The sequence below is a fragment of the Sphingomonas agri genome (assembly GCF_038148795.1).
Classification (GTDB): domain Bacteria; phylum Pseudomonadota; class Alphaproteobacteria; order Sphingomonadales; family Sphingomonadaceae; genus Sphingomicrobium; species Sphingomicrobium agri.
On record NZ_JBAPEU010000002.1, the window covers coordinates 418940 to 443293 of the forward strand.

A 24354-nucleotide genomic window follows, 5' to 3' on the forward strand; every position below is an offset into this window, starting at 1 on the left:
GATCAGGCAGCAGGCACACGGGCCCGCGCGGCCGCTTCGAAGCTTCGCCACCTGGGCTCGATTGCATCGAGTGCCGCCACGAGCGCCGCATATCCACGAAGGTTGTCGGGGCTCGGGGCGCCGTCTGCACCGTCCACGGCCTGCGCGAGATTGTCCAGCCACTCCGAAACGCTGGTGAGGGTCGTCGGGTCGCTGGTCCCTGCAATCGGCGCCGCCTCGCCGAGGAAGCGGTCGAGCTTTGCCGACAGTGCATCGGCATCGGCTTGGCCCTTGAGCCTGCCAAGGCTCTCCTTGAGATCCCGAGCCTGCTCCAGCATTGCGCGCACCCGCACGCGCTGGGCCTCTATCTGCTTTGCGAGGTGAAACTCGGCGTCGAAATCAGCCTGGCTGACGCGGACTCTGGGATCGGCAAGGACGGTCAGGGGTTGGCGAAGCGCCTGTCCGTTCGTCGTCAGCTCGACCGTATAGCGCCCGGGTGGAGCCCAGACACCTTGGGGCGTGTCTTCCTCCTTGAGGCCGGCGGGCTTTGCATAATGCAGGTCCCAGACGAAGCGATGATGGCCAGGTCCCGCTGCCGGCGGCCTTGGCGAGACGACCCATTCTGGCGCGACCGGTAACTTGGAGAGGTCGATCGGCTTTACAGGGTCAGTGCTGCTGAAACGGCTCACCAGCGCTCCTGACTGGTCGTAAATCGCGACCTGCACCGGGCCGGTGGCGGTTGCCGGAAGCGCATAGTCGATCATCGCGCCGAGCGGCGGATTGACGCTGACCGGCTCGTCCTTGGGCATGGGTGTACCCGTGAAGTTCGGCTCGTTGACGCGGTAGGCGGCGGCCTGCGGGTAGAGGTGGATGCCAGGGGCGGCATTGCCGGCGAGAGCACGAAGCGGAACGATGTCGTCGAGCACATAGAAGCCGCGGCCGTGGGTGGCGATCACGAGGTCATCGCCGTGAATGGTGATGTCGCGGACCGAGGTGGTGGGAAGGTCGCGGTTGAGCAATTGCCAGCTCTCGCCGTCGTCGAAGGAGACGTAGGCGCTCCGTTCGGTTCCAGCAAAAAGGAGCCCGCGACGCGCCGGGTCCTCGCGAACGACGTTGACCGAGTTGGCACCGGCGCCCCTTGGCAGGCCGTTGGTGATCTCGGTCCAGGTCCGGCCCCCATCACGTGTTCTCAGAATGAGCGGCCGCTGGTCATCGATCCGGTGGAGATCGATCGCAGCATAAGCGGTGCTGGGATCGAAGTGCGATGGCTCGATGATCCCGACTTTCCACCAGGGCTTCAGCTGCGGCGGAGTGACGTTGATCCAGTGCGCGCCATTGTCGTCCGTCCGCCAGATGAGGCCGTCGTCCGTGCCGACCCAGATGAGACCGTCACGGATCGGGGATGTCCCGATGTCATAGATGACGCCTCGACGCGGGCCCTTGGTTGCAGTGTCCTTGAGCGTCGCTGCGTCGAGTGTCGCCGGCGCCTCTGGGTCCGGCCGCGTCAGATCCGGACTGATGGGCGTCCACGTCTGCCCTCCGTTCATCGTCCGGAACAGACGCTGGTTGCCAAAGTAGAGGGCGTGGTCCCGCTTTCCGAACGTCAGCGGGAGAGTCCACTCGCCCCGATATTCACCCGGGAACGCAAGCGTCGGATCGACACTTCTGGTTTGCCCTGATTTGAGGTCGAGCCTGTCGACGGCGCCCCCGTAGACGACATCGGGATCATCGGGATCGGGCGCGATCTCGCCGCTCTCGCCGCCCGCCGTCACTTCATGAAACTCGCCCATGGTAATGCCGTCGAACCTGTTGTCCGTTCGGCTTGCAACGGATGCTGCGCCTGAATCCTGCTGTGCTCCGTAAATGCGATAGGGGAAGCGATTGTCGGTCGACACGTGATAAAATTGGGCCGTCGGCTGGTTGTACCAGCTGCTCCAGGTCCTGCCCCCGTTGATGGTGACCAGAGTTCCCTGGTCGACCCCGAGGATGCGCCGATCCGGATTCTTCGGGTCGATCCAGAGCGTGTGGAAATCATCCCCCGTCGGATCGCCCTTGATCGGCACGAAGTGAGCGCCCCCATCGTCCGAGCGCAGCTGGATGGTGTTCTGAACCCAGAGCTGGTTCGCATTCTTGGGATTGGCGGTGATCCCGCCGAAGTACCAGCCGCGCTGCCAGATGCGCTTGTCGCCGGTGACCTTGGTCCAGCTCGCGCCGGAGTTGTCGGAGCGATAGAGGCCGCCTTCCCCAGCCTTGTCGCTGTCGATCAGCGTATAAACACGATGCGGCTTTGCTCCACTTGTAGCGATGCCGATCCGCGCCGGAGATCCGGGAAGGCCGTGTCCTGCAAGTTGATGCCACGTGCGCCCGCCGTCGGTTGACTTGTAGAGCCCGCTGCCAGAGCCGTTTGAAGGCGGGTAGGTATTCCAGGGGGGACGCCTCGTCTGCCAGAGCGCTGCGTAGACGACGCTCGGGTTTCCAGGTTCGAAGGCCATGTCGATCGCGCCGGTGTCCGCATCCCTGTAGAGCGTTTTAGTCCAGTGCGCGCCGCCGTCGGTCGAGCGGAAGATACCGCGCTCCTCGTTGGGGCCATAAGGGTGCCCAAGCGCTGCAACGAGGATGACATTGGGATTGCGCGGATCGACCAGGATCTTGCCGATCTGCTGGGTATCGGAAAGACCGATGGCCTGCCAGGTCGCGCCGGCATCGCTCGACCGGAACATGCCGATGCCCTGGGCAATATCCGAGCGCATGTCCGCTTCGCCCGTACCGACATAGATGATCTTGGGATTTGAAGGAGCAATTGCGATGGCACCGATCGATCCCACGTTCACCTGGTCGAAGATCGGCTGCCAGGTGCGTCCTGCATCATCGCTGCGCCATACGCCGCCGTTGACCGCCCCGAAGTAAAAACGCTTTGCATCCACAGGATCGCCTTGAACCGCGAGCACCCGGCCGCCCCGAAAAGGGCCGACGGAGCGCCAGTGGAGATCCTGGAAAAGACTTGGGTCGACGCTCGCCGAATGGGCGCTGACCGAGAGGGACACAAGAGCGGCAGCAGCAAGCAGATTGGTTCGAAGGCGCACGGGCAATTTCCTGGAGCGGGGAAGGACGAGTCGTTCCTCACGTAGAACAGCAGGAGCGCCGCTTGAAGATCAGGCGGTTGCGCCCCAGTTAAGCCCATGCTACCGGCGCCGCCGCTCCAGAGCGGAAAGCACCGCCGGAGCTCCGCCTAACGGCAGTGGACGCATAGCTCAGTTGGTAGAGCAGCTGACTCTTAATCAGCGGGTCCTAGGTTCGAGCCCTAGTGCGTCCACCATTCTTCAACGACTTAGACGAGGTTAGTCGTCGAAGGTTTTGTTGGGGTACCGTTTGGGTACCAGACCCATTGCCGACATAGCTGCCTCTGGTAGGTTCCCCTCTTCTGGGGAGGGGCAATTTTATGCGGAAAATGACTGAATTGCTGGCCTGCGCGTGCGCAGTATATTCGATGGTTGCTGGTGGCGCAGCGGCCGCTGCCGAGACGCTTCGTCCGGACCAGGTGGAGTTCCGCAGCCTCTACAAAGAACTGGTTGAAACAAACACGACATTAAGCTCCGGGAGCTGCACCCTCGCCGCTCAGAGGATGGCCGCGCGGCTCAAATCAGCCGGACTTCCGGAAAGCCAACTCACTTTGTTCGCCGATCCCGAACATCCCAAAGAAGGCGGGCTAGTCGCCGTCTATCCCGGCACATCGAGAACACTGAAGCCGATATTAGGCATCGCCCATCTCGACGTTGTTGAAGCCAAACGCGAGGACTGGAGCCGCGACCCGTTCACTCTGATCGAGGAGAATGGCTATTTTTACGGTCGCGGCTCCTTGGACGACAAAGCGATGGCTGCGATGCTCGTCGATACGCTCAGTCGGTTCCGGCGATCCGGTTACAAGCCGAAGCGCACGGTGAAGATTGCCCTCACCTGTGGTGAAGAAACCAACGGAGCCTTCAACGGCGCTCAATGGCTCGCCGCGAACAAGCGGGATCTTATCGATGCGGAGTTCGCCTTGAACGAGGGCGGCGGCGGCGCAAGTGACGGCAAGGGCCACGTCGTTGAGCAGGCCATGCAGGTCGGCGAGAAGACGTTCGCGACCTACAGACTCGAGACTCGCAATCCGGGCGGCCACAGCTCGGTGCCTCGGCCCGACAACGCCATATATGAGCTGGCGCATGCCCTCGTGAAAATCGAGGCGCATGAGTTTCCCATCGAGTGGACCGAGACTACCAGGACCTATTTCCGGGAAGCGGGCGCAGGGCGCCATGATGCGACCGGGGCGGCGATGTTGGCATTAGTCGCCAACCCGCGTGACAAGGCCGCCGAAACGGTGGTGAACCGTGACCCCGAACTACATTCCAATCTCCGGACAACGTGCGTCGCAACCATGCTGGACGGCGGGCATGCACGCAACGCCCTGGCACAGCGCGCCGGGGCATTCGTTAATTGTCGGATCTTTCCAGGGCATTCGGTTGAAGAAATCCGCGGAGAGCTAGCGAACATCGTCGGCGATCAGGGTGTAAGCGTGACGACGCTCGCGCCGCTCCGTCCGTCGCCCCCTGCACCTCCGCTCGATCCCAAAGTTATGAGACCGGCAAAGCAGCTGGCCGCTAAGTATTTCCCAGGTGTGCCGGTCGTTCCGTCGATGTCCAATGGCTATACCGATGCGACTTTTCTGGGCGCAGTAGGCATCCCCACCTACGGGGTGCCGGGCGCATGGGGCGACCCAGACGGCAACGGCGTGCACGGCTTAAACGAGCGGGTCGAAGTGAGATCCCTCTACGTCGGGCGTGACTACCTTTACGACTTGATCAAGGCGTACGCCGGCTGACGACGCTTTCTCCCGGGACCGTCCGCTTTTAGGCGTGATACCAACGGAAGCAGACCTAGGCTCAGGTATGCGGGATCGACCAGACCGATTCCAAGCGGACAACAGACTTAGCCCAGAATCTCGCGGACTTTGGTGGCAAGGTCCTCAACTGCAAATGGCTTCAATAATAGCTCAAGGCTCTTGGCGCCCCGCTGCTCGCTATCGAGCGCACTTCGAGCATATCCGGTTGTAAAGAGAACCTTCAGCCCCGGCTGAATTCTGCGCGCTTCGCGAGCCAGATCCGCCCCGGTCTTGCCGCCAGGAAGAACGACATCGGTAAAGAGGAGATCGACGAAGCCACGCTCGGCGAGCGCCGCCATCGCGGAATTGGCATCGCGAGATTCGATAACGGTATAACCAAGATCACTCAGAACTTCGCTTGAGAAAGAGCGGACCTCGTTATCATCCTCGCAGAGGAGCACGCATTCACCGCGGCCGCGCGGCAGTTCTGGGTTCTCGGTTCGCGATGAGTGAATCTGCGCTGCAGACTCCGAGCACGGCACGTAGAGCTCGACTGTCGTGCCGACGCCCTCTTTTGAGTTGAGGAGGAGGTGCCCTCCCGATTGCCGAATGAAGCCATAGACCATGGACAAGCCTAGGCCCGTCCCTTGGCCGACCTCCTTGGTTGAGAAGAATGGCTCGATCGCGCGGTTGCGAATCGCCTCGCTCATGCCCTCGCCGTGATCTTTAACCTGGATACGGACGTAATTGCCGGGCCGCGCGTCAGGATTTGCCGTGACATAAGCCGTATCAAGCTCGGCAATTGCGGTGGTGATCTCAAGTCGTCCGCCTCCCGGCATCGCGTCGCGCGCGTTAATCGCGAGGTTGATGATCGCGTTCTCGAGCTGATTTCCGTCCACGAGCGCATTGGGCACCTCCGCCGACAAGCGCGTTTCGATAACGATCGTTTCCCCGAGCGTTCGATGGAGCAATTCGGTCATGTCGAGGATAAGCCGATTAACGTCGACCGGACGGGGATCGAGCGGCTGCCGACGAGAGAAAGCGAGCAAGCGTTTGGTAAGGACTGCGGCTCGCTCTGTGCCGCTCATGGCGTTAGCCACAGCGCGCCTCAGCTTGCCGTCATCGCTAGGAAGGGCAAGCTGCAGGATCGACAGATTGCCGTGGATGACCTGGAGCAAATTGTTGAAGTCGTGGGCGATACCGCCTGAAAGCTGCCCCACCGTTTCCATCTTCTGCGTCTGGCGAAGCACATCCTCGGCCTGGGCGCGGCGGCTGATCTCTTCCTGGACCCGGCTTTCGAGCGTTTCATTCAGAGCGGTCAGCGCCTGTTCCGCTCGCACCCGCTCGCTAATATCGATGACCGTTCCGATGAAACGCACCGCGCGTCGCTCGCCACTCGTATTTACGAACACGGTGCGTCCGGAGGCCGCGATCCAACGCTCGACATGATCGTCCGGGCCGATGGTCCGGTAGCGGACATTAAATTGGCCGGAACTGCCGGGCTCCAATGCGGCTTGCACAGCTTTATCCGTATTTTCGCGGTCATCCGGATGCAGACCTGCGAGAAAGACTGAATAATCGATGGCCGATTCTGGACTGAGGCCGAACAGCTCTTTGCAGCGCTCGTCCCAACGAAGGTCGCCGGTTTCCGGGTTGAAGTCCCAAGTACCGATGTTCGCGGCCTCAGTCGCGAGGCGCAGTCGTTCCTCGCTTTCTCGGCGCTGCTCTTCGGCCGTCATCCGTTCAGTAATGTCGACGCACGCCCCGGTCATGAATGCGGGACGGCCATCCTCGCCGCCGAAGGTCTTGCCCCTGTCGTAAAGCCAATGAATAGTTCCGTCTGGCCAGACGACGCGGAACTCCATTTCGAAATCAGCGCCTGTGCTGGCGCACCGTTGGCAGCGCTCGATGACGCCCGCCCTCTCGTCCGGGTGCACCATCTCAATGAACTGATCGAGGCTACGTGCCGTGTTGCCAGGCCTCAAGCCGAACAACTTATCCAGCGCGTCATCCCAATCCAGCTCGTTGGTGACGATATCCCAATGGAAGGTTCCCGATTGGCTCGCCTCGAGTGCCGCGCGAAGCCGCGCCTCGCTTTCGCGTCCTACCTGCTCTGCCGCACGACGGGCGATCGCGGCGTGGGTCCGTTCGGCGACGTCGCGGCAGAATGCGATCTCGTCGTCGGTCCAGAGGCGCGGCAACTTCGAGTGGAGGAACATCTCAGCGACCGCTCGACCGTCCTCGATCACGGGGACATCCAGGTGTGCTCTCATGCCGAGGCTTTGGAACGCCTCTTTCTTGGCGCGTGTGCGGGGGTCAGTGCTCACATCGCTGTTCGCGACGGGTACTCCGCGAAGGAGTTCTCCGATGTAGTCGCCGTAATCGCTGAATTGATGACGCCCCGAGACGTCGTCCAGGTCCGCTTTGCTCCAGCTGCGCTCGACGGAAATGCTTCTGGTCCGGGGATCGATGACGCCGTAACCTACCCGATCCGCCCCCAGCGTTTCGCCGAGCAGCTCCGATGCAACGAATGACAGATCGCCAGTATCGGCGAGATCGCGCAACCGCTCGTCGAGGTTCAGGAGCGCTTCGCGCCGGCGCTTGCCCAGCACCTGGTCGGTGGTCTCCTTAACCGCGCAGAACATCCCAGCGACCACGCCGCTTTCATTCCGCACTGGCGAGTAGCTGAATGTGAACCAAGTGTGCTCATCATAACCCTTGCGGTTCATGGTGAGGGGCAGGTCCTCGCGGTAGATTGATTCGCCCCGCATCGCCGCATCGATGAGTGGCGCGATGTCGGGCCAGATCTCCGTCCAGATATCATGAAAGCGCGCGCCTAGAGCTTGAGGGTGCTTGCCTCCAAGGATCTCGGCGTAGGGGTCGTTGTAGAGAAAGCCGAGCTGTTCTCCCCAGGCTACGAACATGGGAAACTTGGAATTGAGCAGCAAGCCGACGACTGAGCGAAGGGATTGGGGCCAGGTGTAAGGCTTACCCAGGGGGGATTTAGACCAATCATGGGAGCGCATCAGCGCACCGACTTCACCTCCACCGGCGAGGAAGTTGAGATCGCTCGATTGTGCGGCGTCGTTGGTTGCAGTGAGAGCAACATCGCTCTCTTCATTTATGATTCGGGAGCTCACCGCCATCACAAGTCAGGCAACGAAGTCACGAATGCAAGGCCGAGCCTGCGACCGCGGGCGCCTTGGCATGTAGACTTGCGCTTTATCCCTGCCTGTCGCCCTTCACAGCGGTCCGGGACGGCACTTGGCCGAAAGCCGACCGTCTTGCTTCCGGCGAGTCCTGGCCGATGCGGACGATCACTCGATTGGGTGGCAGGACGGAGCCTCTACTGGTCACTCTACGTGTTGACCGCTCTAGATAGTCGCTGCCGCGCCGTTAAGAACGATCCGATCGGCGAAAGTGCTGGCGCGAACCGCTGCAGACCCACCGCGCTTCCCATTCCGACGTACAGTGCTTCGACACCACCCTTGGCATGATAGGTCTCGTGCCAGAACCCAGCGGACGCTGAGAGTTCGCTAATGCGACGCCACCACTCGGCGTGCGGTTCGCTTCGAGTGAAACGCTCCAGCGAACCGAAGTCGCGCCAATATTGTCGGAAACCGAAATGCGTCCAACCGAATAGCATTCCTTCGTGAGCAAGCAGTCCGTCGGGTCGCTCACGCCCGATCCGGGCGAGGCCTGGACCGACTTGGCGCATCGCCAAAAGACCGCGCCAGCCGCGAACTCGAAAGCCGAGCATTATCATCACAAGATCCGGGTATTGCGTGAGGTCTACCGACTGGCGGTCGATCGCTTGCATTAGATGATCCTGCCGTCAGGGCCCGCACACCTCGACGTCATCGGGGGCGGACCTGAGAAGTCTCGCATCAAAAGTGTGAAAGCTGCCGTACCGGCTCGACGATGCGAGATGGAGAGCGTCCGCGAAGTCCATACCGGCCTCGGCCCATTCGAGCGCCTGAGCAGTGGCGTAAGGATTCTCGAGCGTGACACCTGCTAGACCGCCAAAGCTTCGAAGGGCGCTGATGATGTCGATGCGACTATACTCATAGCCACTGCGTAGCACCCATTCAGCTTCCAGTAGAACGGTGGTGGCAACAAAGATGTCGCCCCCTTCTATCAGCACTCTTGCCTTCGCGTATTGCTCTGGATCGTCCTTCGTTAGGAAACGGATGAGGACGTTGGTATCAATGGCGCGCACGACGTTTGGCTTCCCGCGCGACCGCAGCATCCATTTCTTCGATGGATTTGGCTTTGCCTGGGTAAGCAAGCATGCCTGCGACCTTTGTGATGCTGGTAGGCTCGAAAAGTGGGGCGCGCTTGAGGAGAACGCCATCGTCCGTGTCCTCAACCACAAGTCTGGTACCGCTGTCCCAATGTCGACGGTCACGAATGACCTTCGGCAATATAACCTGTCCCTTGGTCGAGAGTACCGTAGTTAGCCTTTCTGAAGACGGCATCGCGAATTTCTTTCTGGTAAGAACCATGTAAGATTGCCGGAGATCAAAGATTTGTCAAGCATCGCGATCCGGGCGAGCGCAGGTTGCCAATTTGCAGCGGTCGCCCGCAGGCCAGAAAAATGGTGCAGCTATGCGAAGCAAACCAGCAGCCAGTGGCGACTGTCGGTTTCGAGCTTCCCGCGGCTAGCTTCGGCAAGACTCCCCCACTCGAAAGCTGCGCTTCTCGCGGGGCACCCCTTCATTGTGGCATCTCGACATGGCCGCCGAATCCGAACCGCATTGCAGAAAGGATCTTGTCAGCGAAGCTATCGTCTTCCCGGCTCCGGTAGCGCGCGAACAGCGCAGCGGTAAGGACGTTTGCGGGGATCGCTTCCTCCATCGCCGCGTCAACGGTCCACTGGCCTTCCCCGCTGTCGGCAACCCGCCCACTGAACTGCTTGAGTTCGTGGTCACCGGCGAGTTCGAGCGCACAAAGGTCGAGCAGCCAGGATGAAATGACAGATCCTCGGCGCCAGACCTCGGCAATGTCGGGCAAGTTGAGCGCATATTTTTCATCAGCTGCGAGCTTTTCGGACGCGCGCCCTCGCAGGATGTCGAAGCCCTCAGCGTAGGCCTGCATCAGCCCATACTCGATCCCGTTGTGCACCATCTTCACGAAATGGCCGGATCCAGCCGGACCGGCGTGGATGTAGCCGCGCTCCGGCCGCTCGTCGCCACTGATCCGGGTCGGCGTTGGAACGGTTGTGCCCAGGCCCGGAGCCAGCGAGTTGAAGATCGGATCGAGAAGCTCGACCGCTTCGGGATCGCCGCCGATCATCAGGCAATAGCCCCGGTCCAGTCCCCAGATGCCACCCGAAGTCCCGACATCGACGTAGTGGATTCCGGTTGTCGCGCATTCTTTCGAACGCCGGATGTCGTCCTTGAAGAAGCTGTTGCCCCCATCGATGATCACATCGCCAGGCTCTGCGAGGTCGCGGAGTGCAATGACGGTCTCTTCGGTCGCAGCACCCGCTGGGAGCATCACCCAGAAAATGCGCGGCGCCGAAAGGTTCGCCGCGGCAGCCTCGAGCGAACTGGTTCCGACCAGGCCGTCCGAAATCAGTTCACGAACACTCTCCTCGTTCCGGTCGAAGCCGACGACTTCGTGGCCCGCGCGCAGGAGGCGCCTCGAAATATTACCACCCATCCGGCCCAGGCCGATTACCGCTAGACGCATTTCGCGTACGACTCCTTTGCCTGGTACCTAGCCGATTTTGAGTAGCGATTGCCTATCCCGGAGCTGTCCGAGCCGCGGGTTACGCTTTTTATCGGCACCTCCTGCTAATCGTCGGCTAGGCGCTCCACCATCTCCTGGGGCCTGCCCCAGGCATCAAGATGCAATTCAAGAAGCTCGGGGGCAGACGAAGACTATCCTGCAGCGTCCATTCATCGAACGACAGTCCGCTTGCCAGCTTTGGAACTGATCACGGGGGTGCACGGGCTCGTGCGGGGATGCCCCTAGCCGTGTTCCTTGGGAACGCGGCCACGGGCGTACGCACCTGCAGCATGGCTTACGCGGCCGTGGCCTTTCGTACAGGCTGCGGACGGCCGCAATACTATGCGGCCTCGTCCGCAATGCGCCGCGGTCAGTTAATTTTTTGTACAACGGACGATGTTAACGCGCCCGGGATACGAAAGGCCGGCCGTTCTCCACGCGCAGCATGTATCGCTTGCTTTACACATATCGGGTTCGGTCTTGAGGCAGCTGAAAGCCTCAGGCGAACTCAAACGCCTCGGGCTCAAACGCCTCCGACTGCGCCTCGGTCGTGCACGCGCAGCCCTTGCTCTCCAGATCGCCGACATTGACCGAGAGGAGATCGAAGCCGCCTCCGGCAATCTGTAGCTGGATCACCGATTCTGCGCAGCCGCGCTGACACCTCAAAATGGTCCGCTGCTGCTTGTCCGGCATCGTCCACGGCCGGCTGTCGAAGCCGAGGGTAATCTGTCCAGGCTCCTGGATGTCGGAAATGATGTCGATGAAGATCTCGGCGCGGCCGAGGAAGACTGCGAGCCGCTGTCTCCTGTTCAGTTCGAACGGCTTCCATGGGCCCGGTGTGTTGCTGTCGAGCTTTCCAAGAAGGCTGGCGACGCGGCCCGGGAGCAGGTTCTTGAGCTCGTCCTTCATCAGGCGTTTGAGCTGCTCGCGAGCCTCGACCATCACTCTCGGGGCAAATTTCGGCAGCGGCGGCAGGAGTTCGTCGAGCGCATCATCGAGCTTGCCGGGAAGCGGGAGCGCAAGGCGACCACCCCACCCCGAATAGCATAGCGTGATCTGCTCGGGGTTCGGGACGTCGCGCCGTTCCCTGATCTGGAAGACTGCGGTCTGCCGCGTGATTTCGACAGGCAGGAACTTCAGCAGCTTCTTCACGTCGCCCGAGAGCTGCGCAAGTTTCGGGAGGCGCTTCAGGAGCTTGCTCAGCACCTCGGCCCCGCGCTTGCGCAAGATCGGCTCGATCTTCTCAGCGGCCCAGCGGGGCATTCCTTCGGGAAGCTTCCTCAGCAACGCATCAAGGGCGACCTCCTCGATCTTCTTGCTGTGGAACGAACAGCATCGGATCGAAAATTTATCGAAGCCAGGCGGCTCCGGCTTGATGGGCGTCGGTGGCCGGTTAGGCGCGTGGACGCTCACGAGCACCGAGCGAAAGCCCGGAAGCTCGCACTGCGAGCCTTCGCACTTTGATTTATCGAAGCCCTCGCCGTGCGTGTCGAAGCGTATCCGCGCAAGCTCCGAGGACGTCAGTGACGCGCGGATCATCCGGGCCATGCAGTCGGCACGCTTGTCCGACAGCTCCTGGTTGTACTCCCGGGTGCCGGTGTGGCTTGCCGAACCGGTGATGGTGACATCAACGCTCGAGCCCTGGGCAAGGCGCCGGCGGATGAAGTCGGTGATCGTTCCCACGTTTGCGGCATGCTTCGCCTTTTCGCCGGCGAGATAGGCGTTCACGTCATAATCGCTGAACTGCAAAGTGAGATCGGTCGAAGGATTGCCCTGCGTTCGGTTGAGAACTTCGCCAGGCGTATTTCGCCGCCGAATGAGCTTCCGGTAGGAATCGGGATAATCACGGCACGCCTGCGCCGGGGCTTCCGATTCCTCATAGTCCAGGGATTCGCTCTGGGGTGCTGCCAGGAGAGCCTCGACCATCGCTTCGCTCGGTCGCCACTCCTCTTCCCCCTGTTCTAAGGATTCAGAACCAAAACCACTTTCAAAACCGAGTTCGCCCAGAGCGGCTTCAGAGCCAAAGGCTGTCTCTGAACCAAAGCCGCCCTCAGACTCGAACTGGCTTTCAGCCTCGGCAGCCCAGTTTTCCGCCTCGCCGGGCCAGGGCGCCTCGCCCTCATGATATTCTGAGCTGAACTCCTCCATCTGGGGACCTCCCTCGAAGTCTAGCCAGGCAAGTTCTTCGCCTTCCTCATGGACGATGGTGCCTGCAGATAAGGTCCAGGGACGGTCGGCACTCGGCTCGAGGCCGGCGAGTTCGCGGGCCCGGCGGTGCTCTCCCGTCACGAACCAGCGTTTGCGCGAGCGCACGTTATCGGCCCAGCGCGGCGCCGACGTTTCGGCAAGGACATCGGCAATAATCAGCAGCACCTCGCGCTCGGGACCGTGACCGATGCCGCCAAAGGGACGAAGGCGCTCTTCCAGAAGCAGCCGGCGCTTCTGTGCGCCGCCGGGAAACTTCCTGGTCAGCCACCATTTGCCGTGGCTCGACACCGCGTCGAACATGAACGCAAAGGCACGTTCGCTCTTGAGTGCGAACAACCGGCAGAAATAGGCAGCACGCCCAAGCAGGTTGCGAACGTAGCGCAGTTGGATCTGCCGGAACGCGGGCTCTTCGGAGAGGCGTTTGAAATAGGTTCGCCAGGGCTCCCTGATCGCCCAGCGCACGTGTCCGCGCACCAGCGCTTTCTCGTTCATCTCCTCGACCGCGAAGCGGAGCTGCTCGCGCTCGGCTTCGCGGCCCTTCCTGGCGATGAGGGCCTCGAAGCGGTCGGCGTCGCGACCGAAGACCGCCTTCCAGCGGGACGGCTCCTCATGCGCGAAATCGCGCAGCAGCGGCTGGAGGCTGCCGGTACCAATCGTCCAGTTGACGAGGCCGAAAGACAGGCCCTGGCCGTCGAAATTTCCGCTTAAGCCGTAGAAACCTCCGGCCTTCCCCGTTTCAAGCGTGCTGGTGATTTCCAGCGCTCGCCGCTCGGCCGGGCTCAGGCCCGCCTCCGCCAATTCCTTCGACTCCTGCTCAAAGGCTTCTGCGTGCGGCTCCTCGCCCCGTTGCTCGAGCGCTTCGCCGCGGCTTTCGAACGGGTCCCTCACCTCCTCCAGAACTGCTTGATCATGGAATGCAAAACCGTCGGCACGGCCTTTCTCGCATGCGGCGCAAAGATGCACTTCGGCTTCACCAGCGTCAGAATGCTCGCTTTCCCCGAGCTCGGCCCCAGCAACTGGTGCAAGGTCGAGATGCACGTGCAGGATCAGCGGGTTGGGCCCGTGCCAATTGAGGCCGGTCACTCGCTTGGAGCGGTCACGGCTCACTGCGCCGATGAAAAGGACGTGGCGGTGCCCGAACTCGCGGTTGATCGCGTCAGCAACTTGGAAATCGTTGTAAAGGCAGCGCCATCCGGCACCAACCGACCGCGCGGCCGAACTCACTGCTCTCAGGAGCTTCTTGACCTGTTCCGGCTTGTAGAAGCCCCGCTCGTCGCGGCCCTCCAGGAACAGGTCGAGGGAATAACCGCGATTGAGAAACGACCCGCCACCGTGGCCGCGGTAGTTGGACATCTGGACGCCCGGAAACGTCCGCTTGAGTTGCCGCGCGAACCGCGCGGTGAGCGGCGCAACCGGCGCCTTGTCGCTCCCCTCAATGAGCCCTTCGGCGATCAGCTCCACTTTCGCCGCGGGCGGGTTGAACGGACCAAGAGGCTTCACGCCAGCGCCTGGATCAGTCTGGAAGTGCATCTGCTCTTCGCGGCTGATCATCCAGGCGCGAGTGACGCGGGAAGCGAAATCGGCCGAACCGCTGAGCTTCTTCCAGCGCTGTTGAGCACCGAGCTGGGTCGCTTCATGATCTTCCATGAGCCAGGCGCGCAGGGCCTCGGCCGAAGGATCGCCCCTGCGCCGCTCCGACCATTGCCGGCCGAGGCGCTCGCAGTAGCTTTCCAGCGACTCCGCGGCGGCGGCCGACGGCGTTTCGAGCCATTCGGCCTCGAGCCATTCGGCCTCGCTCGACTGGGCCGCCTCGCTCTCGGCTTCTGAAATGGCGCTTTCGAGCGAGGATGCTGACTGGAGCTCGCTCGAGGGGAGGGTCACGAACGTTTCTTCCCCAAAATTCAGCGGACCTTCGCGGTCCGTCTCGCCCGTCAGCGACCCGCTGAACGGGGTCTCCAGCCCAAGCTCGTCGAACTGCTCGTCCCTCAGAGCGTCCATGACCGGCCCTCCTCAGCTTCAGGCGACTGCAACCAGGCGCGGCCGTATCTCGGCCGGCTTTGCGCGAATCTTCAGGTCCTTGCCGGTGGCTGCTGCCCATTCGGTGATCACGCGCCGCGATTCCGGTCCGATCGGGTTACCGGTCTGCCCCATCGGCGGGGTCTCCATGTACAGAAGCCATGACTTGTCGGGTCCCGCCACGAGTCCGGACTCGACCAGGTAGAGGAATTTCGACAGGTCAGCTGCCATCGAGAAGAAAGCCGCGCTCTTGCTGTGCGCCTTGAGGCCCACGCGCTCGCCGATGAGCTGCAGGCGGCTTGCCGGATCCCGCGCCTTGGCGCTGAGATCCGCAACGAGCGGCGTGTTGAATGCGACCGTGAGCTCGGCCCAGCCGAGTGCCGTCGCTGCGGCAAGTTCTTCGCGCCCAAGCATGGAATTGAGGCGTCTTGAGGTAAGAATGAACCGCAGCTCCTCGGCGATGCGGTAGATGCGGTCATCATCGGCATTGTTGACGCCCGCGACGTTGCGCACGTTCGACATTGCCTGCCAGAGTTCGAACAGCAGCTCCTCGAACAGACGGACGAAGGTCGTGTTTGCAGCCGTTGCCTTGTCATAGGTCGGCGAACGGTTGTCATCGGTGCCGAAGGCGAGGTCGAGGCCGAAGAAGCGCCAGTAGGCGTTTCGCCGCACCCCTTCCGGGTCCTGCCTCACGGTGCTGGTCGACAGCCAGGAGGCGATTGGATTGGCAGCGCCGAACAGCAAGACCTCGGTCGCATCCAGCCAGCGCTGCGTCTCGACTTTTGGAAAGCCCAGTCCTTCACCCGACCGGTATTCGCGCACCACGCGGCGAAGGATCTGGATGATCCGCGTATTCTCGAGCACGTAACTGTAGCCCAGATGATCCCAGGCCGGGAGAAAGGCGGGAGCGTAAGCGGCAAAGGCTCCGGTTCCGAACAGGGCCTGCTTTGCGGGGCCCGCGGCAGGGGGCGCTCCCCACGGCTTGGAGAGATGCCAGAGCTGCTCCATGTGAAGGACGATGTCGAAAGGATCCGACGTCAGCACCAGCAGTGCAGCATCCTCGGGCGGGATCGCCAATCCGTTTGAGATGCGCTGGACGAGAAGCGGAATCATGACCGGTAACTCCCTGCTTCGAAATCGGGTGTCGGGACGCCGAGCAGGGGCCCGACCTCCGTTGCTCCAGGAAGGGAAAAATCGGGGCGCTCGAGCGCGAGATTGAGAGCCGTGAGCCGCGCGTCCTCGGGGTCCTCGAGCCGCTTATGGCTGTTCGGAATCTCCCTTAAGGGGCTCATCTGCTCCTCGAGCTGGTCGGCGATTTCCTGAAGGCCTGTTGCCAGAACCCGGTCGAGCGAATTTGCATCGACGATCTTCGAGACGATCCCGAGTACCTGGTTGTGCAGGGCATCGTCGCGTTCGGTGATCCTCGTCCAGAGCTGGTCGTGCCGTTCGACGATGAACTGGAGCAGATCGCTGTTCAGCTCAGCCGAGGCGGCATCCTTGCCCGCTGTTCCTGTCGTCTTGGCCATCCTGCTATTCCTTCCTCATCAAGCGGCTAGCGCTTCGCCGCCGGTCAGCCACCGGCGGGCGCGTTCGATCCATTGGGGAGCTGTCTCGGGCTTTTCCGCTTCCCGAAGTCCTGCAAGGGCGACGATCCGGATGCCTTCGGCCTGCCGCCAGTGCGGCGATGTCCAGAGCGCCGGGCCGGCCCCCGTCTCCAGCTGCTGAAGCGCTGCAGGCGAAACTCGCGCGGGATCGTGAACATCCGTCATAGGCTTTCCGCCAAGGGCAGGAACCGGAGCCGAGAGGCAGGCTGCTGCAATGGACGGCATCACGCGGCGCGATCGCTCGAGGAGCGGCCGAACAGATTCGTCCGCAAGGCTCGGAGGATAATGCGCGTCCATCGCGCCAAGAAGGTGAGACCAGGGGCCGTCCTCGCCGAAACAGTGGCGCGAGAACTCGCAGCCAAGCGCCGTCCTCAGCCAGCCTATCGGATGGGGATCCCCGACCGGCCAGCGCAATATTGTCGCGGCGTCGCTGACGACGTCATAAAGCGCTGCGACCGACGCATAGCCCGTGTGAAGGAAAGCAAAGACGTCGGCCGTGATTTCCGATGCCCACGGTGTCCACATCGTAGCGAGCTCTCGGTCGCCCGAAAGAGACTTGGCGATGCATTCCTCGACCGAGGGGGTCCAGTCGGTGAGATAGGCGACCTGATGTCCGGTCTCGTGGAAGAGCGAGGTGGGCCGATAGAGATTGTGCCTGACGACCTTGATCGCCGCGACCGGCATCACTGCACCCGGAGCCCACAATCGAACGCCGGCGCGTAAAATCGAGGCGCCCGTGCCCTTGTCCTGGTAAGTCAGGACCCTCGGAATAGGTTTTCCGGCCCGCTCGAGCGCGGGGGTCATGCTGGCGACGGCAAGATCGTCGAGGTTGGAAAGAGCGGCGCGAAGGACTGCGCTCGTGCGCGAATTTACCGCGTCGCCAAGGAAATCGATCGTCGTGTCGACCTGCACGTAGCGTCGCCGGAAGAGGAGGACCGCCGCTGCGGCGGCAGGAAGTCGCTGCGCATCGTTCGCGGCCTCGTCGAGCAGGCGACCGGCTGCCTCGCCCATCGCGATCAGCTCTTCGACGATCACGTTCATCTGCTTGCGGAGCGGTGCCCCGGTATCACGCTCGACCGAACGCCACGCCTCGAGCGAGGCAAATTCCTCGGCGTCGCGGAAGGTACGCGCAGCCGCCAGCCAGTGCGCCAGCTGGCGCTTGAGGTCGGCGGCCACGAGCCGCTGGTCGAGGACGGCAGTCTTCGCCATCAGCCCCGCATCCCCGGAACCACCGAGACCGTGACCGCCGGCGGCATGCCAGGGAGCGACTGGCGCAGGCCGCGGCGCGCCATGCCGAAAGGAAGTCCCATCTGGACGAGGACGGTCACCCCTGAGGCAGGATCGGCCGCAGCGCGCGCGAATGCCTCGGCATTGTAGCGTGCCCACCTGGCAAGCGCCGGAATGATCCACTGACGCATCCGGCGTCGGTGATGGTGGCGATGTGCGCCCAAGCGCCGGCGCTGCTTGGGGAGACCCGGCGTGAGCTCCTCGAAGGCTTCGCCATGCTTGCCGAGGATAAGCGAACCTGAATGGCCGGGATCGATCGTGCGCCAAGCACCGACCAGGGCCTGGACCAGGGCATTGTGACCCCTGCCCTCGCGGATCAGCCTTGCAATGCGCTGTGCTTCGGCTTCGCTGAAGAAGAAGCGGGCCGTCAGCCGTTCGCCTGCGCGGTCGATCCGGACGCGCGTGCTGCTTGGGGCAAGCCGGGCAGCGGTTATTCGCCCTGCGCGCGTGGCGGGCAAGGTCGGAACTCCGGCCGTGACGGGCTGAAGCACATAGACCCGCTGGCCGACGGCGACCCGGTTTGGCGAGCGCATGAAGGAAGCCGGCGGGGAGACGCCGAGGCGGGGTTCGCGAAGCAGGAGCCCCGCGGCTGCCGGGGTCAGGGGATGAAAGCTGCTCGAGGGCACGTAGCCCCTTCCCTGCCCGTTCAATGACTGATCGGTCCTCGCGATCGACGGCAGGGTCGTTCCCGGCGCCGCCTGGTAGATGTGCATTCGCGCGCGGACCGGCAGCTTGACGCCAGCCGCGCGAAGCGTTCCGCCAAGCGTGCGTCCGCCAAAGCTTGGCAGCGAATCTGCAATCTGCGGCGTGACCTCGATTTCGGGCAGCCGGCTGTACTTGCGATATGCCCGGACGCTTCTTGGCCGCCTTGCGACGAAGGTTCCGCCAAGCGACGGTGCCTGACGAAGATCGGGCCGGACGAATTGAGGAGGGAAGTGGCTCGATACCGCTTCACTGAACGCTTCGGCGGCAGCAAGCTCGGTCAGCTCCTCATTCTCGAAAATATAGGATTCCTGTTCCGAAAAGCGACGGATGGTATCCTCGATAGCGCTCGCAAGAGCGATCGGCCCTGCTTCGGAGGACAGTGCGCCGCCTTCCTCCTCGGCCTCGAGCGAAACCAGCCGCAGGCCGGTGTCGACGATGGCGTTCGAGAGGGGCTGCGAGAGCTGCGGCCCCACCCATCCGCGGATCAGCTTGGCAAGATATCCGGCAAGGAAGCTGACGACTTTGGGTCTGCCGACGAGATTGATGCCGAGGCGCAGCGCTCCAAGGAGCACGGGTACGAACTGCTCGACTGCGGGACCTACCGCCTCCTCGTCGCCGCTCTTGAGGGTCTCGATGAGCCTGGAGCGTGCTTCGGCGAGCTGCTCCAGCTGACGCCCGTCGGTCTCGCTTTCGCTGCCGTAGAATTCTTCCTGCTCGGCTTCACCCTCCTGGAAGTCACCCGCAAATGCTTCGGCGAGCGCCGCGTCGAATTCCTCGGCGAGGCTCTCGGGGTCGCCGGGTGAAGCGGGGGACGCGAGCTCTTCGCCTTCCTCCGCTTCCAAAGCTGGCCCTTCCCATTGTTCGGCCTCTCCTTCGCCTTCCTCGGCCTCGAGGCTGATGCGCTTGGCAAGCTCGCGCGCGGCCGGGCGCAGCGGGGCCGGAAGCCGGCCGATCGCAAATTGCAGCACACGTTTCAGCAGAGGCTCGATAAGCTTCTTCAGCCGCCCGAGGACGGGGCCCAGGAGCTTGCCCGCGAGACCGCCGACACTTTTTGCCGCATTGGCCACGAACTTGACGGCGCTTTTCGCCTTTCGGATGAGACCGCCGATAAATTCCTCGCCCGCGGGCGTCACCTCGCCCAGCTGGGGATCGAACTGGTCGAGCTTCTCGTCGAGTTGCTCTTCGGTCAGCGATCCGAAGTCGAGTCCGGCAAGCCCGGCCTCCAGGGTATTGAGGTAGCGTTCGGCCTCGAAGCGAACGGGTGAAAGATAATTGTCGGCAAAACGCTCGCGCTCTCCCGACTGTGCCGGCGTTTCACCGGTGAACCGATCGGCGACTGCCTGTTCGGTTTCCTCCGCAAGCGCGGAAACGGCAGCATCGAAGGCTTCATCCCTGAGTTCAGCGAACGCCTCGGCGAGCAGCTGGTCCCGCTCGTTTTCAGGCAGGCTCGCCTCTAGCGCTTCGGCAAAGGGGGATGCCATTTCAGATTCGCCCAAGGCCTCCTGGCGAGGGTCAAGCGCGGCCTCGGCGAATGGAGACTCGAGCGTCGCTTCGCCGTTCCACGGCTGCTCGCGAAGCTGGTCCATAAGCCCTCCTTCTTGTGAGTCGGAGAAATTAGACCACAAAGAGAGTCCAGGGACCGCTCGCCAGCCGTTCCCGGCGCGGCTCGCCCTCGTCCCCGGAGCGGCACCGGGAGGGTCCCGCTGCATCGCGCGCAGCGTCCATCTATCATCCGCGCTGCATCGCGAAACCGTCCGCCGAGCGTCCCGTCCCTGATCTGCGGCAGGGCCGAGCTATTTAGTGAAGGCAGCCCACGGGAATAGCGCAAGCCATGACACGTTCGGCAAGCGCGGGCTGCGGGTCGACCCCGAGTTCGTCGTTCAGCCGGCGCGCGAGCGACCGGAAGCACCGAACCGCCTCATAGCGGTTCTCCTGCGCAAGATGCGCGTCGATAAGCGCCGCTGCAGCAGATTCGCGCAAGGGTTCGGCCGCAAGAGCTGCGGATCCAGCCTGGATCGCAAGGGTTAGGTGCCCCGCCCGTGTCATCGTTCGACAGGCCATCTCGAGCGCCTGCACCCGAAGGAGCCTGAAACGATCCTGGGCAGGGATCGCCCATTCCTCGTTCCAGCCCTCGAGGAGATCGCTCGAAAGAAGCTTGATCTCGTCCAGCTGAAGCTCTGCCTCCTCGAGCGCACGGGTAGCTGCAAGTTCTGCGTCGGCAAGATCGGTCGCTGCATTGAGGAGGAGATCATCGCCCTCCGATCCGATCCATCCCGCCGGGACGTTCCACAGGGCACGCCTGAGGTTTGCCCGAGCCGCCTCTTCCGGGAAATCCGGCCAGAGCTTCGCCGACGCAATCGCTCGCGGGACAGGTCCTCCTCCCGACAAAGCGAGGAACGCAAGGATGCGCCGGGCCGGCAGCGAAAGGCGCACCATCGGGCGCACGCCGAGGCGCCCGACAATCGCCACCATCCGCTCGGTCGTTCCCATGCCAAGCGCTCCGTCCATGCTCGTAGCTGACCGCGTCGTTCCGGCGTCTAGTCAGACCTCGGGCGCAACAGCGCGGCGGACCCTTCGCGCCAGCGCCGTCCTATCCCGTTTTCAATCGGATTTCGTCAATCGACCTGTTGCCCGCACAGCCGCCTCCGCGACTCACCGAGCAGGCGCTAAATAACATGAATCAGTAATCGACTGTATGGCGCAGTTCAGCCGCGGTGCGAACCTGCGCGGTCGATCGCCGAGCAATGGCCCAGGTCATTCGCCCTGCAAAAGACGCCGGCCAGTTGCGCAGGTTCAGTCGCGATTAACGTCTGCTAGGGCTCATTCACCCGCGTCTCCAAGCACGGAAGACGCGTAGGAGTGGCCCGGTCCAACCCTCCCCTCCCCCGACCGGGCCAGCCTATGCTCGGCACCGTGAACGAGCGTTTCGACGAATCCCATAGTTCGAATTGTAATCCCGAACCGATGTCCGGTGCGCTACCTTCAATCCAAGCCCTTCACGTGGTCGATGAACGCCCGTAGCTTGGGCAGGACCTGGCGCTTGCCTACGTGATAGAGAAACACGCCGGGCGTCGTCAGCGCAAACTCCGGCAACAGCGCTTGAAGTGCGCCTTCGCCCAGAGCGACCCTCGCCAGAGGCTCGGGCACTTGAGCGAGGCCGAGACCACGCCGGGCAGCGCCGATAAGCGTCGGGTAATCGTGGGCGATGAGAGGCCCTGCGACGACTGCCTCGATCCTCTTATTGCCGTCGATAAAGGTCCAGGACCCGATGGCTCCGCTCGATCGGCGCAGGCGCAAGCACGCGTGATGGCCCAGGTCCTCCAGCCTCTCCGGGCGACCGTGACGTTCCAGATATTCAGGACTTCCGACCACTACGAAGGGAAAAGGCTGCGTGAGCCGCACAGCGACCATGTCAGGCGCAATGAGCTGTCCCATTCGGATTCCAGCGTCGAAGCCGCCGCTCGCAAGGTCGACCATTTGTTCGCTGGCGGCGATCTCCACCTCCATTTGCGGATGGGCATTGCAAAAGGATGCAATGATCGGTTCGAGGATCAGGGGCACGACTCCTCTGGGGACTGAGAGGCGCAGCAGACCCGTTGGCCGCTGGCCAAGGTCGCGGGCGGCCTCGGCCGCCGCGATTAGCTCATCGAACGCCGGCGCCGCGCGATCGAAGAAACGCTGACCCGCTTCGGTGAGCCCAACGCTCCTGGTCGTCCGAAAGAGCAGCACTGCTCCCAGTCGCGCTTCCAGCGCTCGAACCGCCTGACTGATGGCCGAAGGCGTGACTCCAAGCTCGCTCGCCGCCCGACGGAAACTTCGGTGCCTGGCCGTCGCTAGAAAGGCTTCAACTCCTTCGAGCGCGCCCCGCCTGACTGTGTAGCGCTGCTTCACAAGCTATCCACATTATCGCGAATAGTCACGCGCCGGAAGCCGTCCTAAATCCAGCCTCCGACCCGTGCCCAAAGGACATTTATCATGGCCCCTCCAACTCAACATTCGGAAGCGACATCGCCTTCAACAACTGGCGTGATGGTCATCCTTACTGCGAAACCTGGAATCACCCGCGAACGGGTGATGGGCATCATGCCCAATGAAATCAGGCACACGGTGCAACTCTATCTCAGCGGCAAGATCCGCGAATGGTACGCGCGAGGTGACGGACGCGGCGCGATCTTCCTCCTCGATACAAAGGATCTCGCTGAGGCGAGCGCCATCATGGATGACCTGCCATTGGCCAAGGAAGATCTGATCGATCACGAATACATCCCCGTCGGTCCGCTTTTCCCACTCCGGCTACTGATTGCCGAATCCTGAGCCCGACGTTGGGCGGCTTTGATGGACGATCCCCATGACGCAGAGCAACATCTTCGATATTCATCTGGTGCTCGGCTACGTCGCGTGGCTGCTTGCCTTTGGCACTTACATCTGGCCGAGGCTCAGAGCCATGGAGCCAGTAGCTGCGCAGCGGGCCATCGCCACGCTTCACAGCTTCCGTTTCTTCGGCCTCGTATTCATTCTTCCCGGGGTGGTCGGTGCGCTTCCTTCAACGTTCGCGAAGTTTGCCGCCTGGGGTGATTTTGCAACCGGCGTTCTTGCTATTGCTGCGCTCCTGACAATCAGGCGACGTCCGTTGTTTTGGCTCTTCGTTGCCGGATTCAATGTTGTCGGCGTCGCCGACCTCCTGGTTGATTATTACAATGCGACCCGGCTTGGGCTCGCTGATGTCGCCGGGCAGCTCGGCACCACCTACGCTATTCCCATCATCTACGTACCAATCCTCATGATCACTCATGTGGCGGCGTTCATTCTGCTCGCGCGGTGGAGGACGAACTTGAGCGAAGATGGGGCTGCTCGAGAGTTGAAATCGGCCTCACCTCATGACCGAGGCAAATTCCGGTCAGCGCGAGGATCCTTGTAGGGAAGCGTCGTTCGTAGTTCGCGGTTTAGTCGACGGCGGAGCCGCCCCAATCACCCAGCGCCGATGCGCTTCAAAACCCTTATCCGTTCAAGACAAACGACCTCAACTGCCTTTGCCAGCTCACTGACCCGCTCGCTCAGCCAAGCAAGTTCATCAGCAGTGATGCGGTATTGTTTGGAATAACGCGCCTTCACATAGGCGTCCTTGAGCTTCTCAAACATGGCGCGCTCCTTGCGTCCGCCAGCCGGCCAGACCTCAGCTAGGCGACGATCGAGCCGCTCGGCCTGGGTCCGGAGAAACGCAAGATTGTGGATGTGCGGCGTGTAGAAAGTGCAGACGAGCAAGACACAGTGGTAAAGCCGTTCCGTCGCTTGGTGAAGGGAAAAAGCCGCCTCCTTGAAACGGCCTTTCCCGATGTAGAAATTAGTTCCTTCTTGAAGCGCAGCTGCACTCGGAAACCAGTCGTCATAATATTCCTTGGCCATCGCGAGCGCCTGCGCTGGTGTCTTCGGCCTGGGCTCGGCGAGTTCGCTGTCATCGCTTTGATAGATGGCGACACCGTCGCGAACGACATCCATGAAGAAGAACCGGCCATCGACGAGACCCTCGTTCACCTCGTCAAGCGTGTGGACGATGAAGTTGACCGGTGTCTTCAGCGTCCGGGTAATCGATAGCTCGCGGTTGAGCCGTTCCTCCGCTTTCACCCAATATTGGACGCGATCGACGAGCCTCTTGTCATTGACGATGACCAATAGGTCGAAATCGGACTGGTAGCCTTTGGCCGTGTGCGGCTCGTCGACCCAGTTTCCCCGCGCATATGAGCCGTAAAGAATGATCTTGAGAATGCGGCCCTTCTTCTTCCACTCCTGGGTCGCGAGCGAGCGCGCCTCATCGAACTCCTCGAACAGGATCTGCACCACGCGTTCGAGCTCACGCCGCTTCGCGGATGGAAGATGATCGAGACCGGTGCGCATCGCGAGCCTATTCCTATTGCGTCGAACAAAGTCTGCACAGTGCATCATCGGCGCACCGAAAATTGCAGTGCA

The 24354-nt window shown here is 62.3% G+C and carries 17 protein-coding genes and 1 tRNA gene; 4 read left to right on the forward strand and 14 right to left on the reverse strand.

Annotated elements, in window-relative coordinates:
* Positions 1–2: 2 nt before the first annotated feature.
* Positions 3–3062: a VPS10 domain-containing protein gene (locus V8192_RS08850; RefSeq protein WP_341632710.1), complete on the reverse strand. Its 3060-nt coding sequence runs from the start codon at positions 3060–3062 to the stop codon at positions 3–5.
* Between the two features lie 157 nt (positions 3063–3219).
* Between V8192_RS08850 and V8192_RS08855 the strand changes: the two genes are divergently transcribed.
* Together V8192_RS08855 and V8192_RS08860 are read left to right on the forward strand one after the other, a co-directional pair.
* A tRNA-Lys gene (locus tag V8192_RS08855) sits at positions 3220–3295 on the forward strand.
* Between the two features lie 132 nt (positions 3296–3427).
* Positions 3428–4837 carry a M20/M25/M40 family metallo-hydrolase gene (locus V8192_RS08860; protein WP_373276337.1) on the forward strand — a complete coding sequence of 470 codons (1410 nt, stop codon included), beginning with the start codon at positions 3428–3430 and terminating at the stop codon, positions 4835–4837.
* A gap of 107 nt (positions 4838–4944) precedes the next feature.
* Here V8192_RS08860 and V8192_RS08865 read toward each other — a convergent pair whose 3' ends face one another.
* From V8192_RS08865 to V8192_RS08920, 12 genes are all read right to left on the reverse strand, one after another.
* Positions 4945–7977 (reverse strand): PAS domain-containing protein, encoded by a 3033-nt coding sequence (locus V8192_RS08865; protein WP_341632712.1) that lies wholly within the window; start codon positions 7975–7977, stop codon positions 4945–4947.
* Between the two features lie 218 nt (positions 7978–8195).
* Complete coding sequence (locus tag V8192_RS08870) at positions 8196–8657, reverse strand: monooxygenase family protein (protein ID WP_341632713.1); 462 nt, start codon at positions 8655–8657, stop codon at positions 8196–8198.
* 15 nt (positions 8658–8672) lie between these two features.
* A complete protein-coding gene (locus tag V8192_RS08875) occupies positions 8673–9086 on the reverse strand; it encodes a type II toxin-antitoxin system VapC family toxin (protein ID WP_341632714.1) in 414 nt (137 codons plus the stop codon).
* Positions 9043–9342, reverse strand: a complete 300-nt coding sequence (locus V8192_RS08880; RefSeq protein WP_341632715.1) for an AbrB/MazE/SpoVT family DNA-binding domain-containing protein — start codon at positions 9340–9342, stop codon at positions 9043–9045. Before V8192_RS08880 ends, V8192_RS08875 begins: the two co-directional genes overlap by 44 nt.
* A gap of 211 nt (positions 9343–9553) precedes the next feature.
* Positions 9554–10531: a phosphogluconate dehydrogenase (NAD(+)-dependent, decarboxylating) gene (gene gnd, locus V8192_RS08885; RefSeq protein WP_341632716.1), complete on the reverse strand. Its 978-nt coding sequence runs from the start codon at positions 10529–10531 to the stop codon at positions 9554–9556.
* Between the two features lie 537 nt (positions 10532–11068).
* Positions 11069–14776 carry an OmpA family protein gene (locus V8192_RS08890; protein WP_341632717.1) on the reverse strand — a complete coding sequence of 1236 codons (3708 nt, stop codon included), beginning with the start codon at positions 14774–14776 and terminating at the stop codon, positions 11069–11071.
* 18 nt (positions 14777–14794) lie between these two features.
* Positions 14795–15907, reverse strand: a complete 1113-nt coding sequence (locus V8192_RS08895) for a hypothetical protein (protein WP_341632718.1) — start codon at positions 15905–15907, stop codon at positions 14795–14797.
* On the reverse strand, positions 15904–16320 hold the full coding sequence (locus tag V8192_RS08900; protein ID WP_341632719.1) for a hypothetical protein: 417 nt from the start codon (positions 16318–16320) through the stop codon (positions 15904–15906). Before V8192_RS08900 ends, V8192_RS08895 begins: the two co-directional genes overlap by 4 nt.
* An 18-nt stretch (positions 16321–16338) precedes the next feature.
* The gene (locus V8192_RS08905) at positions 16339–17607 is read right to left on the reverse strand and encodes a hypothetical protein (RefSeq protein ID WP_341632720.1); all 1269 of its coding nucleotides are present in this window, start codon (positions 17605–17607) and stop codon (positions 16339–16341) included.
* On the reverse strand, positions 17607–19976 hold the full coding sequence (locus tag V8192_RS08910) for a hypothetical protein (RefSeq protein ID WP_341632721.1): 2370 nt from the start codon (positions 19974–19976) through the stop codon (positions 17607–17609). Before V8192_RS08910 ends, V8192_RS08905 begins: the two co-directional genes overlap by 1 nt.
* A 211-nt stretch (positions 19977–20187) precedes the next feature.
* A complete protein-coding gene (locus tag V8192_RS08915; protein ID WP_341632722.1) occupies positions 20188–20898 on the reverse strand; it encodes an AfsR/SARP family transcriptional regulator in 711 nt (236 codons plus the stop codon).
* 474 nt (positions 20899–21372) lie between these two features.
* Positions 21373–22281 (reverse strand): LysR family transcriptional regulator, encoded by a 909-nt coding sequence (locus tag V8192_RS08920; protein ID WP_341632723.1) that lies wholly within the window; start codon positions 22279–22281, stop codon positions 21373–21375.
* A 138-nt stretch (positions 22282–22419) separates the two neighbouring features.
* On the opposite strand from V8192_RS08920, the gene V8192_RS08925 reads away from it, so the two are divergent.
* Both V8192_RS08925 and V8192_RS08930 read left to right on the forward strand, forming a co-directional pair.
* Positions 22420–22704 (forward strand): hypothetical protein, encoded by a 285-nt coding sequence (locus V8192_RS08925; protein WP_341632724.1) that lies wholly within the window; start codon positions 22420–22422, stop codon positions 22702–22704.
* Between the two features lie 34 nt (positions 22705–22738).
* Entirely contained in the window at positions 22739–23308 is a 570-nt protein-coding gene (locus V8192_RS08930; RefSeq protein ID WP_341632725.1) for a DUF8737 domain-containing protein, read from the forward strand.
* 50 nt (positions 23309–23358) lie between these two features.
* Here V8192_RS08930 and V8192_RS08935 read toward each other — a convergent pair whose 3' ends face one another.
* The gene (locus tag V8192_RS08935) at positions 23359–24282 is read right to left on the reverse strand and encodes a nucleotidyltransferase domain-containing protein (protein ID WP_341632726.1); all 924 of its coding nucleotides are present in this window, start codon (positions 24280–24282) and stop codon (positions 23359–23361) included.
* Positions 24283–24354: the final 72 nt, after the last annotated feature.

What these genes read in the sequence shown, in the direction of transcription:
- V8192_RS08930 (WP_341632725.1), top strand. Translation starts at nt 22,739, where the DNA reads ATGACGCAGAGCAACATCTTCGATATTCATCTGGTGCTCGGCTACGTC.
- V8192_RS08905 (WP_341632720.1), bottom strand. Translation starts at nt 17,607, where the DNA reads ATGGCGAAGACTGCCGTCCTCGACCAGCGGCTCGTGGCCGCCGACCTC.
- V8192_RS08890 (WP_341632717.1), bottom strand. Translation starts at nt 14,776, where the DNA reads ATGGACGCTCTGAGGGACGAGCAGTTCGACGAGCTTGGGCTGGAGACC.
- V8192_RS08870 (WP_341632713.1), bottom strand. Translation starts at nt 8,657, where the DNA reads ATGCAAGCGATCGACCGCCAGTCGGTAGACCTCACGCAATACCCGGAT.
- gnd (WP_341632716.1), bottom strand. Translation starts at nt 10,531, where the DNA reads ATGCGTCTAGCGGTAATCGGCCTGGGCCGGATGGGTGGTAATATTTCG.
- V8192_RS08925 (WP_341632724.1), top strand. Translation starts at nt 22,420, where the DNA reads ATGGTCATCCTTACTGCGAAACCTGGAATCACCCGCGAACGGGTGATG.
- V8192_RS08910 (WP_341632721.1), bottom strand. Translation starts at nt 19,976, where the DNA reads ATGGACCAGCTTCGCGAGCAGCCGTGGAACGGCGAAGCGACGCTCGAG.
- V8192_RS08880 (WP_341632715.1), bottom strand. Translation starts at nt 9,342, where the DNA reads ATGGTTCTTACCAGAAAGAAATTCGCGATGCCGTCTTCAGAAAGGCTA.
- V8192_RS08860 (WP_373276337.1), top strand. Translation starts at nt 3,428, where the DNA reads ATGACTGAATTGCTGGCCTGCGCGTGCGCAGTATATTCGATGGTTGCT.
- V8192_RS08935 (WP_341632726.1), bottom strand. Translation starts at nt 24,282, where the DNA reads ATGCGCACCGGTCTCGATCATCTTCCATCCGCGAAGCGGCGTGAGCTC.
- V8192_RS08895 (WP_341632718.1), bottom strand. Translation starts at nt 15,907, where the DNA reads ATGATTCCGCTTCTCGTCCAGCGCATCTCAAACGGATTGGCGATCCCG.
- V8192_RS08900 (WP_341632719.1), bottom strand. Translation starts at nt 16,320, where the DNA reads ATGGCCAAGACGACAGGAACAGCGGGCAAGGATGCCGCCTCGGCTGAG.
- V8192_RS08915 (WP_341632722.1), bottom strand. Translation starts at nt 20,898, where the DNA reads ATGGACGGAGCGCTTGGCATGGGAACGACCGAGCGGATGGTGGCGATT.
- V8192_RS08875 (WP_341632714.1), bottom strand. Translation starts at nt 9,086, where the DNA reads ATGCTGCGGTCGCGCGGGAAGCCAAACGTCGTGCGCGCCATTGATACC.